Annotated in this window: 16 protein-coding genes and 1 pseudogene; 14 read left to right on the top strand and 3 right to left on the bottom strand. The window is 67.1% G+C overall.

Annotated elements, in window-relative coordinates; all coding sequences use genetic code 11:
- The first annotated feature begins 193 nt into the window (after positions 1-193).
- From LXM88_RS05060 to LXM88_RS05050, 3 genes are all read left to right on the top strand, one after another.
- Positions 194-937, top strand: coding sequence for an SDR family oxidoreductase (locus tag LXM88_RS05060; protein ID WP_262530955.1), 744 nt, complete (start codon positions 194-196; stop codon positions 935-937).
- Between the two features lie 84 nt (positions 938-1,021).
- Positions 1,022-2,059 carry a LysR family transcriptional regulator gene (locus tag LXM88_RS05055; protein ID WP_262530954.1) on the top strand — a complete coding sequence of 346 codons (1,038 nt, stop codon included), beginning with the start codon at positions 1,022-1,024 and terminating at the stop codon, positions 2,057-2,059.
- Positions 2,060-2,518: 459 nt separating this feature from the next.
- Positions 2,519-3,997, top strand: a complete 1,479-nt coding sequence (locus LXM88_RS05050) for a sensor domain-containing diguanylate cyclase (protein ID WP_262530953.1) — start codon at positions 2,519-2,521, stop codon at positions 3,995-3,997.
- 177 nt (positions 3,998-4,174) lie between these two features.
- Here the strand turns inward: LXM88_RS05050 and LXM88_RS05045 are convergent, their stop codons facing one another.
- Entirely contained in the window at positions 4,175-4,303 is a 129-nt protein-coding gene (locus LXM88_RS05045) for a hypothetical protein (RefSeq protein ID WP_258170546.1), read from the bottom strand.
- 217 nt (positions 4,304-4,520) lie between these two features.
- Between LXM88_RS05045 and LXM88_RS05040 the strand changes: the two genes are divergently transcribed.
- Together LXM88_RS05040 and LXM88_RS05035 are read left to right on the top strand one after the other, a co-directional pair.
- Positions 4,521-5,492 (top strand): hypothetical protein, encoded by a 972-nt coding sequence (locus tag LXM88_RS05040; RefSeq protein ID WP_318654669.1) that lies wholly within the window; start codon positions 4,521-4,523, stop codon positions 5,490-5,492.
- A 150-nt stretch (positions 5,493-5,642) separates the two neighbouring features.
- Positions 5,643-6,752 (top strand): DNA alkylation repair protein, encoded by a 1,110-nt coding sequence (locus LXM88_RS05035; RefSeq protein WP_262530952.1) that lies wholly within the window; start codon positions 5,643-5,645, stop codon positions 6,750-6,752.
- A 41-nt stretch (positions 6,753-6,793) separates the two neighbouring features.
- On the opposite strand, the gene LXM88_RS05030 is transcribed toward LXM88_RS05035, so the two are convergent.
- A complete protein-coding gene (locus LXM88_RS05030) occupies positions 6,794-7,030 on the bottom strand; it encodes a hypothetical protein (RefSeq protein ID WP_262530950.1) in 237 nt (78 codons plus the stop codon).
- Between the two features lie 302 nt (positions 7,031-7,332).
- Here LXM88_RS05030 and LXM88_RS05025 point away from each other — a divergent pair.
- Both LXM88_RS05025 and LXM88_RS05020 read left to right on the top strand, forming a co-directional pair.
- A pseudogene (locus LXM88_RS05025) lies at positions 7,333-7,491 on the top strand (alcohol dehydrogenase); the annotation flags it as partial.
- Positions 7,492-7,556: 65 nt separating this feature from the next.
- The gene (locus LXM88_RS05020; protein WP_262530948.1) at positions 7,557-8,189 is read left to right on the top strand and encodes a GNAT family N-acetyltransferase; all 633 of its coding nucleotides are present in this window, start codon (positions 7,557-7,559) and stop codon (positions 8,187-8,189) included.
- Positions 8,190-8,228: 39 nt separating this feature from the next.
- Here the strand turns inward: LXM88_RS05020 and LXM88_RS05015 are convergent, their stop codons facing one another.
- The gene (locus LXM88_RS05015) at positions 8,229-9,107 is read right to left on the bottom strand and encodes a LysR substrate-binding domain-containing protein (protein WP_262530947.1); all 879 of its coding nucleotides are present in this window, start codon (positions 9,105-9,107) and stop codon (positions 8,229-8,231) included.
- A gap of 126 nt (positions 9,108-9,233) precedes the next feature.
- Between LXM88_RS05015 and argH the strand changes: the two genes are divergently transcribed.
- The 7 genes from argH (at position 9,234) to LXM88_RS04980 (ending at position 16,460) form a co-directional block, all read left to right on the top strand.
- Positions 9,234-10,667, top strand: a complete 1,434-nt coding sequence (gene argH / locus LXM88_RS05010) for an argininosuccinate lyase (RefSeq protein ID WP_262530946.1) — start codon at positions 9,234-9,236, stop codon at positions 10,665-10,667.
- Entirely contained in the window at positions 10,661-11,554 is an 894-nt protein-coding gene (locus LXM88_RS05005) for an amino acid ABC transporter permease (protein ID WP_262530944.1), read from the top strand. The genes argH and LXM88_RS05005 overlap by 7 nt, the downstream gene beginning before the upstream one ends.
- Entirely contained in the window at positions 11,551-12,354 is an 804-nt protein-coding gene (locus tag LXM88_RS05000; protein WP_318654668.1) for an amino acid ABC transporter ATP-binding protein, read from the top strand. Before LXM88_RS05005 ends, LXM88_RS05000 begins: the two co-directional genes overlap by 4 nt.
- Before the next feature lie 96 nt (positions 12,355-12,450).
- Positions 12,451-13,284, top strand: a complete 834-nt coding sequence (locus LXM88_RS04995) for an ABC transporter substrate-binding protein (RefSeq protein ID WP_065504466.1) — start codon at positions 12,451-12,453, stop codon at positions 13,282-13,284.
- Between the two features lie 7 nt (positions 13,285-13,291).
- Positions 13,292-14,164: a polysaccharide deacetylase family protein gene (locus LXM88_RS04990; RefSeq protein WP_262530942.1), complete on the top strand. Its 873-nt coding sequence runs from the start codon at positions 13,292-13,294 to the stop codon at positions 14,162-14,164.
- Positions 14,161-15,069, top strand: coding sequence for a polysaccharide deacetylase family protein (locus LXM88_RS04985; RefSeq protein WP_262530940.1), 909 nt, complete (start codon positions 14,161-14,163; stop codon positions 15,067-15,069). Before LXM88_RS04990 ends, LXM88_RS04985 begins: the two co-directional genes overlap by 4 nt.
- A complete protein-coding gene (locus LXM88_RS04980; RefSeq protein WP_262530938.1) occupies positions 15,066-16,460 on the top strand; it encodes an MmgE/PrpD family protein in 1,395 nt (464 codons plus the stop codon). The genes LXM88_RS04985 and LXM88_RS04980 overlap by 4 nt, the downstream gene beginning before the upstream one ends.
- The last annotated feature ends 48 nt before the right edge of the window (positions 16,461-16,508 follow it).

Here is a 16,508-nt window from a genome sequence, read left to right as displayed (position 1 = left end):
CACGGTCTCGTGGGTGACGGGGACAGGCACGGCATGGACCAGTCCGATCGACGATTCTTGGCACTGATGGATAGGACATGATTCTTCCACAATTGCGCCACGCGATGCGAAGGCCATCACCGACGTGGTCGGACGTGGCGCCCGTGACGTACCCCACGCGTTCCAATGAAATCCTTTCGTCAGGAGATATGCGATGAAGATCGTTGTCATCGGCGGTTCGGGCCTGATCGGCTCGCGTGTCGTCACGCTGCTGGGCGAAGCGGGCCATCAGGCGCTTGCCGCATCGCCGCGCACCGGCGTCAATACCATCACGGGCGAAGGCCTGACCGACGCGTTGACCGATGCGGACGTCGTCGTGGACGTGGCGAACGCACCATCCTGGGAACCGCAGGCGGTGCTGGACTTCTTCCGCACATCGGCGCGTAATCTCGGCAAGGCCGAAGTGGCCGCGGGCGTGCGCCATCACGTCGCGCTGTCGATCGTCGGCTGCGACCGGATGCCGGAGAACGGTTATTTCGCTGCCAAGGTCGCGCAGGAACAGGCGATCGAAGCGGCGGGCGTGCCGTACACGATCGTGCGCGCCACGCAATTCATGGAGTTCATCGGCGGTATTGCCGATTCCGGCACGGAAGGCGGCACGGTTCGCATCGGCGACGGGCTGTTTCAGCCGATCGCCGCGGAAGACGTCTCGGCGCACCTCGCGCAGATCGCGCTTGCCGGGCCGCTGAACGGCACGGTCGAGATTGCGGGCCCGGACCGCGCGCCGTTCGCGGAGATCGTCGCGCGCTATCTGAAATCGGTCGGCGACACGCGCGCCGTGGTGACCGATCGCGACGCCCGCTACTACGGCGGCCGCGTCGAGGAAAAATCGCTCGTGCCGCTCGGGAATGCGCGACTCGGTCGCATCGGTCTCGACCAGTGGCTCGCAAGAGGCTGATTCGCGTTTCGCAAGTGTGGCGGTTCGCAGGCGTACGCCTGCGACGGGCAATCGGGATGAGCGGGATGTCTGGGGGCAGCGGAAATGGATCAATCGGATACATCGGAGCACGGCGTTCGTCGTGACTTGCCAGGCCGCGCCGACGCTTTGTCGGCGAGCTTCGGTGCGAGCTATGCGGGCATCCTTGCGTTCGTCGCGGTGGCGAGCGAGGGGAGTTTTACCAAGGCCGCCGAACGTCTCGGCGTCGGCCGGCCGGCCGTGAGCCGGAGCGTCCAGAAGCTGGAGGCGCAGTTGAGTACGCGGCTGTTCCAGCGGACCACGCGCATGACCGAACTGACTTGCGAAGGCCAGCGATTCTTCGAGAACTGCCACCAGGGCGTCGCGCAGATCGTGGAAGCCATGAACGACATGCTGGAACTGCGGGAGGGACCGCCGCGCGGCCTCATTCGTATCAGTTCGGCGGTGGGATTCGGCAGGAAAGTCGTTGCGCCGCTGCTGGAAGCGTTTGCGAATGCCTACCCGGACATCGTCATCGATCTGCTGCTCGACGACCGGCCGATCGACCTGGTCGCGGAACGGATCGACGTGTCGTTTCGCAACGGACGCATCGAGGACTCCAGCATCATTGCGCGGCAACTGATCCCGATGCAGATGGCGCTCTGCGCAGCGCCGTCGTATGTGGCCAGGTACGGCCTCCCGAAGAGTCTGGAGGACCTGGCCCGGCACGAGTGCATCAATTTCCGTTTCGCCAGCGGCCGTATATTCGAATGGGAATTCAATGTCGACGGCCGCGTGCAAAAGTACCTGCCGACGTCCCGCCTCACGTTCAACGACGCGGATCTGGTGTTGCATGCGGTTCTGAACGGATCGGGCATTGCGCAGATGGCGGGCTATCAGATTCGCGACCATATCGCGTCGAACGAGCTCGTTGTCGCGCTGGCGCAGCATGTGCCGGACGATCGAGGCCACTATATCTGCTATCTCAGCCGGCAACATCTTCCGACACGCATTCGTATCTTCATCGACTTCATGACCGAGCAGATACGCGCACTCGACCTGAACTGCATGACGCGGTTCAACCCGGATATCGTGGATGCCCCGTCGGCGGGATTGGCGGCGTGACGCGTTCGCGAGGAGTCGTTCCGGCGCCGTCCGCAAAATCAACGGGTCGATCGGCTGCTGGCTCGACATAGCGGCGGCGCGCATCGCTGAAGGACGGATTACTCCGGCTCGCGAGGCGACATCGCTGTGCCGACCGGCAATTTCCACCGATGACTGTCGATACGAATCGACACCCGGCGCCAGCCCTTTGCGGCGTTAGCCTGAATGCCGAAGGCCCCCCTGTGATGGCACATCGCTTTCCCTACGTGACACCGTCTAATCCCGCGAATTGAACCGAATTGTGCGACGATTCACCGTGAATCGCTCACGCAGCCAACGTTGTACCCAAATTCCAGACAATTTTGTGCTCGCAACTGCGTACGCCTGACGGCGTCCGCGCTTGCACCTGCGCCCGACCCTTTTTAGTATGACGAAACCGCGCCCGGGCCGGGCGCGCACGTCCATGCAGCGAGGAGACCCATGCATCCCCGATCGGCAGCCCCCTATTCCATCGTGGTGATCGGCATAGTGATTGCCTGCGCGCTGATGGGCCTGTGCGTGTTGCAGCTGTTCCAGAGCCGCCACGACGCGCTCGACCGTGCCCGCGAGACCTCGCGCAATCTCGGCCTGATCGCCGAGCGCGACATCGAGCGCAACTTCGAGCTCTACGATCTGTCCTTGCAGGCGGTGATCCAGGGCCTGCAACGCTCCGACGTGATGACTGCTGCACCGGCCTTGCGGCGGGCCGTGTTGTTCGACAACGCGATGACCGCGCAATTTCTCGGCTCGATGCTGGTGCTGGATGCGAGCGGCAACATCATCCTGGATTCGGCCAACGACGTGGCGCGACAGGGCAATTTCGCGGATCGCAAGTACTTCACCATTCACCGCGACAATCCGAACGCAGGGCTTTATGTCAGCGACCCGTTCGCGTCGCGCCTGCGCGGCGGCACGCTGAGCATTGTGCTGTCGCGTCGGGTTTCGAATCCGGACGGCTCGTTTGCCGGCATCGTGCTGATCGCGGTCAACCTCGAATATTTCCACCAGCTGTTTGCCGGCCTGTCGCTGGGGCCGCACGGTTCGATGTCGCTGATCGGCAACGACGGCATCATGGTGATGCGCCATCCGTACGACTTGCGCACCATCGGTCGCGACATCAGCAAGGCCGCGACCTTTCAGCGGTTCCAGACCGCCCCGGAGGGTTCGTTTTCGGAAACGGCGACGATCGACGGCGTGCGCCGCCTCTACTACTTCAGGCACCTGCCGAAGCTGCCGCTGATCATCATGGTCGCGGAAGCCGAGGAGGACATCTATGCAGCGTGGCGGCACCGCGCAACAAAGATCGGTGCGCTGGTGGCGACCTTCGGCGCCGCCTTTATCGCGTTGTCCGTCATGCTCGGCGCACAGCTACGGCGCCGGATGCGTGCGGAGTCCGAGCTTGTGCTGCTCGCACGCACGGATGGCCTCACCGGCCTCAACAATCGCCGCAGCTTCGGGGAAGTGCTGGACCGGGAATGGCGGCGTGCACGGCGCGCGCATTCCGTGTTCTCGCTGTTGTTCGTCGATGTCGATCGCTTCAAGGCCTATAACGACACCTACGGCCATCAGGCCGGGGACGACGCGCTGGCTGCGGTCGCGCGCTGTATCGGCGAGAACATCCGCCGGCCGGCCGATACCGCGGCCCGCTACGGCGGCGAGGAATTCGTGGTGCTGCTTCCGGATACGCCGCAGACGGGAGCGGCCCAGATCGCGGAGAGGATTCGGGCGGCGATCGACGAACTGGCGCTCGAGCATGCCGGCAGCGAACACGGGCGCGTCACCGCCAGTATTGGCCTGGCGAGCTGGACGCCGGACCAGGATGGCGAGGCCGGCGCGGTGATCAAGGCGGCCGACGAAGCGTTGTATTACGCGAAGGCGACTGGCCGCAACAAGGTTGCGGCCTTTCAGTCGACAGCCTGACCGCAGTCGGCCCGACCCCAGCGTTCCGTGAATGGCGATCAGCGGATGGGTGGCCGCGTTGTCGGCATGGGTGACGCTCGGCGCGTGTCCTCGCGACCCGATCTTTCCGGAGGGGCGGAGCGTGCCCGGCCCTCGTCCCAGGATTCCACCGGATCGCATGCACCGTTGCGGCTTCCGTCACAGCAGGCAGACCCGACGCAGGGTGACCGTTCTCCGATAGACGGATTTATCGAGCCACGGCACGAACACATACTCGTCGTATGCGTCGCAACCGATCAGAATCCAGTGGGATAGAACATTGGACATGATGGTCTCCTTGATTCCGCTCGTTTTGATGTGAAGGGTGCCGACGCGTCGCGATCGTCATCCGTCGTTCTCACACACCGTATACCCGGCGAGCACGGCGCCTATTCCCGAAATCGCGCGTTGCACTTCATTTGCGGGATGTCGCGTGTCGCCGGAATAAACGGGCCCGCTCCGCGGTATGCGGATCAAGCAGCGGACGCATCGAGGGGAGGCCCCAATGAACGGCAGGGAGAGGCAAACCCGGGATATCCCGGGACGATCGCAGCGCGATCGAGAGGGCGCTCCGAAAGTGAACGACGCGCGGCGGTCATCGTCGTTCCAGGATCGCATCGGCATGCGTCCACCGTGGCGCAACCGCGCGCCACGTCCCGCGCAGCACGCGATCGACGCCGATGCCGGCAAGCCGGCGCCGGCGCACGACGGAATCCACAAGGCCGCGAGAAGGCTGCAACTCGGCTCCGGCATCCTGCTGTGGCTCTATATTTCCATCCATATGGTCAATCACGCGCTCGGCATCTGGTCGATCGATATCGCCGAGCGTGGACTGCACCTGGCCATCGGGCTCTGGCAAAGCGCGCCCGGCACGATCCTGCTGTATGGCGCGGCCGGCCTGCATTTCGCGCTGGCGATCCGCACCATCTACGGCCGTCGACACTGGGCGCTGCCGCCCGCCGAATGGCTCCGTCTCTGGGCGGGACTCAGCCTGCCCATGCTGTTGATCCGTCACGTCGTCGGGACCCGGGTTGCGACATCGTTCTACGGCTTCGAACCGAACTACGAACGGGTCATCGTGTCGCTCCTCACAAGCGGCACGCAGGGCCTGCAGATCGCGCTGCTCGCACCGGGTTGGGTGCACGGCAGTCTCGGGCTGTGGTTTCATTTGCGCCGGCATGCATTGTTTCGGCGTGCCAAGTTTGTGCTGCTGGCCATGCTCGTCCTGCTGCCCGTGCTGTCGGCGGCGGGATTCGTGCAGATGACGCGCGCGATCGTGCCGGGAAGTCTCGCCATACCGGCACCCGATGCGGCGCTGGTTGCGCACCGCGCCGCGCTCGACAGTTGGCGACATCTGCTCGTCGTCGGTTATCTGTCGTTGATTGCGGCTGCGTTCGCCGGCGGTCAGTTGCGAAACAGGCTCTTCAGCGGCGGTTCGCGCGATCCATCCCGCGAGCAGCGGCGAACGGACGCATGAACGCCGCGCGCCCGCGCGCGGTTCGCGTGCCGCGCACGTCGATAGCGTCCCGCATGGGTGCACCGGCCGGGCAAAGACTGCTGACAGGAATTGGCAGGGGCTTCGGCGATACTGTGCGCTTTCGGCCCCATCGATCTGCAGCCCCTCGCAATGACAACCCATCAAGTTCCCGTCCCGCTGAAGGAATCGCTGGGAGAGCGGCAGTTCCACTCGCTGTCCGACGTGCTGCATTCGATCGAGCCTGCGTTCGACCGGGCCGCATTTCTTGCGACGGCGCTCGACGGCCTTGACGGCTTGACGTTGATGGAGCGCGTCAGGCGCGCCAGCGTGGCGATCGGCACGGGGGCGCGGTCGCTGCCCGGCGGATACGATGCCGTGCTGGCGTTGTTGCAGGAGGCGGCGCCGCGATTCGGCCGGGGCTTTGTCTCGCTGATCGCCCCCGATTATGTCGGGCAGTACGGTCGGCACACGTTCGACCGTTCGATGGACGCGCTGAAATATTTCACGCCGTTCGGCTCGTCGGAATTCGCGGTGCGCGAATTCCTGCGCATCGATACGGCGCGCGCGCTCGCAGTCATGGAAACCTGGGCGCACGATGCGGACGATGCAGTGCGCCGGCTGGCAAGCGAGGGAAGTCGTCCGCGCCTGCCATGGTCGTTCCGGCTCCGCGAGATCGAGGCCGACCCGGCGTTGGCGGCGCGGATCCTCGACCATCTTCGCGCGGACTCGAGCGCCTATGTCCGCCGCTCGGTCGCGAATCACCTGAACGACGTGGCGAAGACGCATCCGGCATGGGTGCTCGATCGCGCCGAAAGATGGGGCGGCGACGATCCGCATACGCGATGGATCGTCCGTCATGCGCTTCGCACGCTCGTCAAGCAGGGCGATGCGCGAGCGCTCGCGCTACTCGGTGCCGAACGTGCGCCTCGCGTGGAAGTCGGCCCGTTTGGCGTGACGTCCGCGCAGGTGGTGCTCGGCGAGTCGATCACGCTCGCGTGCGAGCTGCATTCGACGGCCGAGGCGGTGCAGCGGCTCGTCGTCGATTATCGGATCGGCTATGTGAAGCAAAATGGCGATGCGTCGCCGAAGGTGTTCAAGCTGAAGGTACTGACGCTCGAACCCGGCCAGCGCATCACGCTCCGGCAAAGTCGGTCGATCCGCGATTTCACGACGCGCCGGCATTATGCGGGCCGGCATGAGGTCGAGCTGATCGTCAACGGCCGGGTTGTGGCGCGATCGTTCTTCGAACTTGCCGTGTGAGCGGGCCGTTTGCCGGCGCCGCGGCACGGCGGCGCCCGGCGTCACGCCGCCTTCAGCGCCGAAAGCTGCAGTGCCTGTGCGAAACGGGCCAGTGTGGCGATCGATCCCGTCACGCTTTCGTACCGCTCGCGTCCGATCTGTCCGTCGAGTATGACCAGCATGCCGGCGTCGCGGGCGAGCGCGACGAGCGCCAGCGTGTCGAGTGCGGCCGTGTCGGACTTGTCGGCGTGGCTGACGGTCTGGTTGCCCGATTCGGAACGATAGATGGCGTGTGACATGACGTCTCTCCTGGTGGCCTGCAACCGGTGTACCGCGCAGCCGGTATCCGTGATTCCAGTATCGTGGCCGTGCCAGTGCGATTCAATCGGCGTGCTCTGAAGTTGCGGTAGGAATTGCGCAAATGTCGTCGGCGGATTCCTACACGGCACGCCGGGATTGACTTCGGAAGGAACCGTTTCAGCAACCGCCCGGCGGCCGTCGACGCACGTCAAGCGCCTGTCAACGGGTCGTGCGGACTCGGCGGCCGGCGACTAGCGTTGGAAGGCGAAGCGCGCGAAGACGATCGCGCGAGGAGGCGAGCATGCTAGCGAAGATGTTTGACGGCACGACACCGACCTTGCGCGAGGCGCGCATGCCGGACCCGCTGCCGGCGGCGGGCCAGTTGCTGATCGACGTACACGCATGCGGCGTATGCCGGATCGATCTCCACGTCGTCGACGGCGATGCAGTCGTTCCGGGATGCGCCGCCGCAATGCATCGGCCGCGGCGGGTTCGAAAGCGCGACCTCGCTCGCCGGACGGGGCCTTGCCTGACCGCAACCGGTCATTCGACATCGCTGCCCGGATCGCCGACAATCCGCTGCGTACACCGCGCCCCCTATTGCAAAGCCGCCCGAGAGAGTCCCCCATGACCGGAATATCCATCAGGTCCGCCCATATCGACGACGCACAGGCGATCGCCGATTTTCACGTCAAGGTCTGGCGGCATACCTATCGGAATCTCGCACCGGCGCAAGCGCATGCGATCCTCGACGAGGTCTATCGCGGCAAAAAATGGCAGGAAAAGCTGGCGTCGAACGACGGCGACCAGTTGGTGCTCGTTGCGGAGGCCGACGACAGGATCGTCGGCATCGGGGCGGCCGGCGCACCGTCGGAACCGATCTTCGACGGCCGCGGCGAGATCAAATTCCTGTACGTCGATCCCGAATTCAAGCGCCGCGGCATCGGCCGCACGCTGCTTGCACAACTCGCGACGCATTTGGGACGGTTGGGGTATCAGGGCGCCGCGTTGAGTGTCGTCAACGGAAACACATCCGCGATCGCCTTTTACGAGGCGCTGAATGGTCGGTTGGCAGGCGAGTACATCGATGCGGGGCCAATCTGGCGGTCGCACAACATCGTCATGGTGTGGGACGACCTGGCGAATCTGATTGCCTGACTGAAACCCTGCCGCAAGCCACGACGCGAATCACGCGCATCACGCGAGGCAGGCTCGCAGCCACGACGTGAACGCAGTCACGAGCGGCGTCTCGGTCAGCTCATGACGCGTGACGAGATAGTACGCATGACGCGACGGCACCGTGGCGCTGAACGGCCGCACGAGCGTGCCGTCGATCAGGTCGTCGCGCACGGACAGGCTGTCGCCGAGCGCGACGCCTTGCCCGTGCACCGCGGCTTCGACGCCGATGTGCGCGTTGCCGATTTCGAGAATGCGGATGCCCGGCAGCTTGTCGGCGTTCGCTTCCGCCAGCCAGCGCATCCACGAGCCCGCATGCTCGCAGAACAGCGTGCGTCCCGCGAGATCCTGCACCTTGCGGATCGCATCGGGCCCGTTCATCAACGCGGGGCTCACGACCGGGAACAGCGCCGGATGCTCGAGCAGCTCGACGTGCCGGTTGCGCCAGTTGCCTTCCCCGTAGCGGATGCACACGTCGACGTCCGTCGAATAGATCTCGCGTTCATCGTTCGACGGAATCACCTTCAGATGGATCCCCGGATAGCGCTCGAGAAAATCGCCGATGTGCCGGGCGAGCCAGCGCGACGTCAGCGACAGCGGCGTCGACACGACGAGATCGCCGACGGCGGCCGGCGAATCCAGCCTGACGGTCGCGTTCGCGATGATGTCGAACGCGGTGCCGACCGGTTCCAGCAGCGCCTCGCCTTCGGGCGTGAGCTTCACGCGTGCCTTTGATCGGACGAATAGCGCGACGCCGAGCGTGCTTTCGAGAATACGGATCTGGTGGCTGACCGCGCTCGCGGTCACGTGCAGCTCGTCGGCTGCGGCCGACACGCTGCCGCGCCGGGCGGCGGCCTCGAATGCGCGAAGCGGGTTCAGCGGGGGCAGGCGATTGCGCATCGGCGGGTGCGTCGGAGGCGACGGTGCTGAGAAAAATTCCATTTAAGCGGAGTCAATTTCTCGCTACAACAAAAAAAATTGAATGCCTACAGTGGGGGCAATCCAACCGAGTCGAGGTCGACCGCAATGAGCCTTACCGAACCGATCGAACGCCTGTGGGGCGGACGCTTCCAGTCGGAACCGTCCGACGCGCTGCAGAACCTGTCCCGCTCCGATCCGAGTTTCTACCGTCTCGTGCCGTACGATCTGGCGGGCTCCCGTGCACATGCGCGCGAGTTGAACCGCGCCGGCATCGTGAACGACGACGACCTCGCGCAGTTGCTGGCCGCGATGGACGGCATCGCGCGCGACTACGCGGCCGGCGCGATCGCGCCGTCGCTTGCCGACGAAGACGTGCACACGTTCCTCGAGCGCGTGCTCACGCAGCGGCTGCCGGCGCTCGGCGGCAAGCTGCGCGCCGGGCGTTCGCGCAACGACCAGGCGGCGAACGACCTGCGCCTGTACCTGCGCGACAAGGCGCGCCAGCTCGTGCGCGGCGTGCTCGACCTGCAGCAGGCGCTGGTCGCCCAGGCGAGCCGGCACGTCGACACGGTGACCGCCGGCTTCACCCACCTGCAGCCCGCGCAGCCGATCGTGTTCGGCCATCAGTTGCTTGCGCATGCGCAGTCGCTGTATCGCGACGCCGACCGTCTGGTCGACTGGGACCGCCGCACCGCGCGCTCTCCGCTTGGCGCCGCCGCGCTGGCGGGCTCGGCGATCTGCGTGCGGCCCGAGCTGTCCGCGCAGGAGCTCGGTTACGACGCGCCGTGCGAGAACTCGATCGACGCGGTGGCCGCACGCGATCACGTCGCCGAATTCGCGTTCGTCGCGAGCATGCTGGCCGTGAACCTGTCCCGCCTGTCGGAAGAAGTGATCCTGTGGACGTCGCGACAATTCCGCTGGGTGGAACTCGACGACGGTTATGCGACGGGCAGCTCGATCATGCCGCAGAAGAAGAACCCGGACATCGCGGAGCTGACGCGCGGCAAGGCGGGACGCCTGATCGGCAACCTGACGGGCCTGCTCGCGACGCTGAAGTCGCTGCCGCTCGCATACAACCGCGATCTCGCGGAAGACAAGATCGCCGCGTTCGATTCGATCGACACGCTCGAACTCGTGCTGCCGGCAATGGCGGGGATGATCCGCACGATGCGCGTGAACGTCGACGAGATGCGTCGCCAGGCGCCGCTCGGCTTCACGCTCGCGACCGAGGTCGCGGACTGGCTTGCGCTGACGGGGGTGCCGTTCAGCGAAGCACATGAAATCACCGGTGCGCTCGTGCGGGCGTGCGAACGCGATGGGATCGAGCTCGCGGACGCCAGCGCGGAACAGCTGCAGGCCGTCGACTCGCGCCTCGCGCCGGCGGTGCGCGCGCATTTGACGCTCGACGCGGCCGTCGCCGCACGCGGCGGTGCGGGCGGCACGTCGCCCGCGCGCGTGCGCGAGCAGATCGGCCGCCTGAGCGATGCGATCGAACGCCAGGCCGCATGGGCGGCCGACTACCGGGGGCCGTCATGCTGAGCGCATCCGATTCGCGCCGTGTCGACGGCGCACCCGGGCCGGCCGGCGCCGCGGCAGACGATACCGCGGGCCTCGTGCGCGTGCGCCGGCGCTACTGGGGCCGCTATGTCGCGTCGATCGCGATCATTGCCGCGCTCGCCTACGTGGCCGCCGCGTTCGCGCGCGGGCAGATCGAGTGGCGCGTCGTCGGCCAGTTCCTGACCGCGCGCTCGATCCTGACGGGGCTCGGCAACACGATCGTGATGACCGTCCTCGCGATGACGCTCGGTGTCGTGCTCGGCGTCGTCACCGCGGTGATGCGGCTGTCGTCCAACCCGGTGCTCGGCACGATCGCGCAGGGCTACATCTGGCTGTTCCGCGGCACGCCGGTGATCCTGCAACTGCTGCTGTGGTTCAACCTCGCGCTGGTGTTTCCGACGCTCGGCATCCCGGGTATCGCCGAATTCCGGACCGTCGACGTGATGACGCCGTTCCTCGCGGCGGTGCTCGGACTCGGCATCAACCAGGGCGCTTATACGTCGGAAGTCGTGCGCGCGGGGCTGCTGTCGGTCGACACCGGCCAGTACGAGGCCGCGAAATCGATCGGCATGCCGCGCCTGCAGGCGCTGCGCCGGATCATCCTGCCGCAGGCGATGCGCGTGATCGTGCCGCCGATCGGCAACGAGCTGATCAGCATGGTCAAGCTGACGTCGCTCGCGAGCGTCGTGCAGTACGCGGAGATGCTGCACAACGCGCAGAACATCTACTACGCGAACGCCCGCGTGATCGAGTTGCTGATCGTCGCGGGCATCTGGTATCTCGCGGTCGTCACCGTGCTGTCGCTCGCGCAGGCACGCGTCGAACGGCGCTTTGCACGCGGCGCGGGGCGCGCGGCGGGCCGCGCATGAACGACACGACCCTCAACCATCGGGAGAACGTCATGACGAACGCGGTCGTTCGCGCGGTCGACGTACGCAAGTCGTACGGCGATTTCCAGGCGCTGCACGGCATCACGCTCGACGTCGCGCAGGGCGAAGTGCTGTGCATCATCGGGCCGTCGGGCTCGGGCAAGAGCACGTTCCTGCGCTGCATCAACCAGCTCGAGACGATCAGCGCGGGCGCGCTGTGGGTCAACGGCGAACTGGCCGGCTTCCGGCGCACCGGCAACCGGCTCCACGAATTGTCGGAGCGCCAGGTCGCGCGCCAGCGGCTGGCGACGAGCATGGTGTTCCAGCGCTTCAACCTGTTCCCGCACAAGACCGCGCTCGAGAACGTGATCGAGGGCCCCGTGCAGGTGCTCAAGCGCCGCCGCGCGCAAGCGGAGGAGGAAGCGCGCGCGCTGCTCGCGCGCGTCGGGCTCGCGCACAAATGCGACGCGTTTCCGGTCGAGCTGTCGGGCGGCCAGCAGCAGCGCGTCGCGATCGCGCGGGCGCTCGCGATGCATCCGCAACTGATCCTGTTCGACGAGCCGACGTCGGCGCTCGATCCCGAGCTCGTCGGCGAAGTGCTGGCCGTGATGCGCGATCTCGCGAAGAGCGGGATGACGATGATCGTCGTCACGCACGAGCTCGGCTTCGCGCGCGAGGTGGCCGACCGCGTCGTGTTCATGGACGGCGGCCGGATCGTCGAGAGCGGGCCGCCCGACCAGGTGCTGTCCGCGCCGACGCACGCGCGCACGCGCGATTTCATCTCGGCCGTGATTGCGTAAACGGGCCGGGCGCCCCGTATTGCCGCGCCCGATCGATGGAGCCGTCAACCAGACCGGCGCAGCACCCCATTACTTCACCACGACAAGGCGACACCCATGAAAGCATCCGTCCTGACCCGCACGCTGGCCGCCGTTGCATTCGGCGCGCTCGCGCTTCATGCCTCCTTCGCAGTCGCCCAGGCCGCGAGCGCGAAGCGCACGCTGAACGTCGCGATCGTGCCGAACTATCCGCCGTTCGAATACAAGGATCCGGCGACCGACAAGCTCGCGGGCTTCGACGTCGATCTCGGCGAAGCGCTCGCCGCGAAGATGGGCGCGAAGCTGAACTGGGTCGAGACGAGCTTCGACCAGATGATGAGCGCGGTCGCGACGCAACGCGTCGACATGATCCTGTCCGGCATGACCGACCTGCCGACGCGCCGCGACGCGGTGACGTTCGTCGACTACATCGAGACGGGGCCGCAGTTCTACACGCTGAAGGCGCGCGCCGGCGAGTTCGCGCAGATGGGCGCGCTGTGCGGCAAGCGCGTCGGGTCGAGCCGGCGCACGTCGTTCCCGGACAACACGACCGCATGGAGCGCGGAGAACTGCGTGAAGGCCGGCAAGCCGGCGATCGTCGTGGTCGGCACCGACGGCTCGTCGGACGCGCGCATGCAGTTGCGCCAGAACCGTATCGATGCAGCCGTGCAGGGCGGCGAGACGCTGCCGTACCAGAACAGCCTCGAGCAGAACGCGTACGCGCCGGTCGGCAAGCCGTTCCTGTCGCAATACACGGGCATCGGCGTCGCGAAGAGCAATACCGCGCTGAGCAGCGCGCTGACGACGGCGCTCAACCAGCTGATCGCGGACGGTTCCTACCAGAAGATCCTGGCGAAGTGGGGGCTGCAGGAGCACGCGGTGACGAAAGCGATGATCAACGGCACGCACTGAGCGCGCGATGACGGCTCTCGCTCCCCGCTGGCCGGACGCGAAGCGCGCATGCGTCGCGCTCGCGTTCGATCTCGACGGCCCGACCGGCGACGCGATGCTGAACGGGTCGATCTGGCGCAACCCCGCGTATTTCACGCTCGGCAGCTACGGGCCGTGGCGTGCGCTCGGCCGCTTGCTCGACCTGCTCGCGGCGTACGAACTGCCCGCGACGTTCTTCGTGCCTGCGTGGGTCGCGCAGACGTGGCCCGCGCAATGCGCGGCGATCGTCGAGCGCGGCCACGAGATTGGCTACCACGGCTATCGGCACGAAGCGTTCTGGACGCTCGAGCCCGAGCGGCAACGCGAGATCATGGCGCAGTCGGCCGAGGTCCTTGCGCGTACGCTCGGCGTGCGGCCGGTCGGGTTCCGCACGCCGTCCGGCGACTGGAGCGCGGCGACGGTGGCCGTGCTGCGCGAAGCCGGCGTGCGTTATTCGAGTTCGATGCGCGGCGACGACCGGCCGTACCTGCTGCCCGGCGCCGACGGCGAGCCGCCGCTCGTCGAGATACCGGGCCGCTGGGAGACCGACGACTACGCGTCGCTTGCGTATCACCGCAACCCCGATTATCCGGCCGGGCTCGACCGGATCGCCGGCTACGGCGCGACGCTCGACAACTGGATGCGCGAATTCGACGGCGTCTACCGCGAAGGGCTGTGCCTGACGACGCTGCTGCATCCGAAGGTCTGCGGCAAGCCCGGCCGCATTGCGCTGCTCGAGGCGTGGCTCGGTCACATGCGCGCACAGGACGGTGTCTGGTTCGCGCGCTGCCGCGAAGTGGCCGACTGGTGGCTTGCGCAGCACGCGCGAGACGCGCAACCCACGCAACGGAGCAGCCTGTGACGACACTCCCTTCATGGCCGGGCGGCGCGCGATGCGCGGTCGCGATCACGGTCGACTTCAACGACATTCACGGTATCCAGACACGCGAACCGCGCATCGTCGGCCGCGAGAAATCACTGTCGGTCTGGCGTTACGGCGCGACGCGCGGCGCCGACCGGCTCCTTGCGACATTCGACGCGTTCGGCGTACCGGCGAGCTGGTTCGTCCCGGGCGTCGTCGCCGAAACGCATGCGGAAGCGGTGCGCGCGATCGCCGCAGCCGGCCACGAGCTCGGCGTGAGCGGCTATCGCTGCGAGGATTTCGACGCGCTGCCGCTCGCCGCGCAGGTCGATGCATGCCGCGCCGGGCGGGCGGCGCTCGCCGACACGATCGGACGCGACGTGCAAGGCTTTCGCTCGTTCACCGGCAACTGGGCCGACGGTTTTGCGGATTTCCTCGTCGCGGAAGGCTTCACGTGGTCGTCGTCGTGGCGCGGCGACGATCTGCCGTACGTGCATCCACGCGGCGACGGCCGCGCGGACGGCGCGCGGCTCGTCGAGCTGCCGCTGCACTACGAACTCGAGGACGAGCCTTATTTCGAGTTCAACCTGTCGCCGCCGGTGCCGGCCGGTCAGCCGCGCATCGCGGCGTATCGCGACGTGCTCGACAACTGGCGGCGCGACGTCGACGGGTTTCGGCGCTTCGGGCTGTGCTGCGTGCTGCGCGTGCATCCCGAGATCATCGGCACGGCAGCGCGGATCGACTTGCTGCGCGCGTTGCTCGCGCATCTGCGTGATGCGGGCGACGTCTGGTTCGCGACGGGGCGTGACATTGCGAACTGGTGGCGTGCACAGGCGCCCGTCAATGCCCCGGGGCATCCGGTCGACGTGTTCGCGCACTGCGTGGCAGAGGAGGCGGCACGATGACGATGAAAACCGAAACGCGCGCAATGCAGCTTGCGGCGTTCGTCGCGCAGACCGATGCCGACGCAGTGCCGGATGAGGTCGTCGCGAAGGCCAAGCGTCATGTGCTCGATACGTTCGGTGCCGCGCTGGCGGGCGCGTCGGCCGTCGAGACGCGCAGTGCCCGTGCGCTGACCGGCGCCGTCGCGGATGGCGGCGCGTCGCTGTGGGGCACGCGCCGCGCCGCGGGCGCGCGCGATGCAGCGTTCGTCAACGGGATTGCCGCGCACGCGCTCGAACTCGACGATTCAGGCGGCTGCGATCATTCCGGCGCGGTCGTGCTGCCGGCCGTGCTCGCCGCACTGTCGTGCGCGGGGCGCCCGGTGACCGGCCGCGAATGCGTGGCGGCGATCGTGCTCGGCTATGACGTCGGCCGGCGCGTGCTCGAGGCGGCGGGCGGCTACTCGGCCCACAACGGGGCGGGCTGGCACTCGACGCTCAGCTGCGGCGTGTTCGGCGCGGCGGCCGCGAGCGCGCGCGTGCTCGGGCTCGACGCCGTTCGCACGCTCGACGCGCTCGGCCATGCGGCGAGTTTCGCGGGCGGCCTGTGGGGCTTCATCCACGACGGTTCGCAGACGAAGCGGCTGCACGCCGGGCGCGCGGCGGAGGGCGGCGTGCTCGCGGCGCTGCTCGCGCGCGAAGGCGTGAGCGGCCCCGCGCACGTGTTCGACGACGTATGGGGCGGATTCTTCAACACGTTCGCCGCGCAATCGCATGCGCCCGACGCATTGACCGACGGCCTCGGCGCGCACTGGAAGCTGATGCGCTGCTCGATCAAGCCGCACGCATCGTGCCGCAGCGCGCATGCGGCCGTCGACGCGGCGCTGCAGCTTGCCGACGGCCGCCCCGTCGGGGCCGGCGAGATCGAGCGGGTAGTCGTGCGCGCGAGCGCGTTCGTGGCCCGCATGTGCGGCGGTCGCGACCTGTCGACGCTGTCGTCCGCGCAGATGAGCCTGCCGTACGCGGTGGCGGCGGCGCTTGCATTCGGCGACACGGGGATCGGCGTGTATCGCGCAGGCCGGCGTACCGATCCGTGCGTGACCGCGCTGCTCGCGCGCATCGTGGTCGACGTCGATCCGGCGCTCGGCGATCTCGACGAGCCGACGGTGATCCTGCATCGCGCGAACGGAGCGCGGGAATCGCGACACGTGCCGATCGCGCTCGGCGACCCGCGCAATCCATTGTCGGACGCGGCGCTGTTGGCGAAATATCGTGCGCTGGCGGGCATGGCGCTCGACAGTGCGCAGGTCGATGCGCTGGGCGACCTGTGCCTGTCGCTGGATCGGCAGGCGGACGCGCGCGTGATGAATGACTGGCTCGCCGGCGATGCCGAAGCGGCGGAGGCGATGGTCTGAATGTCGACGTCGTGTCGAAACGCTACGAACGTACCTGTCCGGGGAGCG

Origin of the sequence: Burkholderia sp. S-53 (assembly GCF_025560745.1) — a bacterium.
In the GTDB taxonomy this organism is placed as follows: Bacteria; Pseudomonadota; Gammaproteobacteria; order Burkholderiales; family Burkholderiaceae; genus Burkholderia; species Burkholderia pyrrocinia.
Note: the sequence above shows the minus strand (reverse complement) of the source record. Positions and strands in the feature narration are given on the sequence as shown.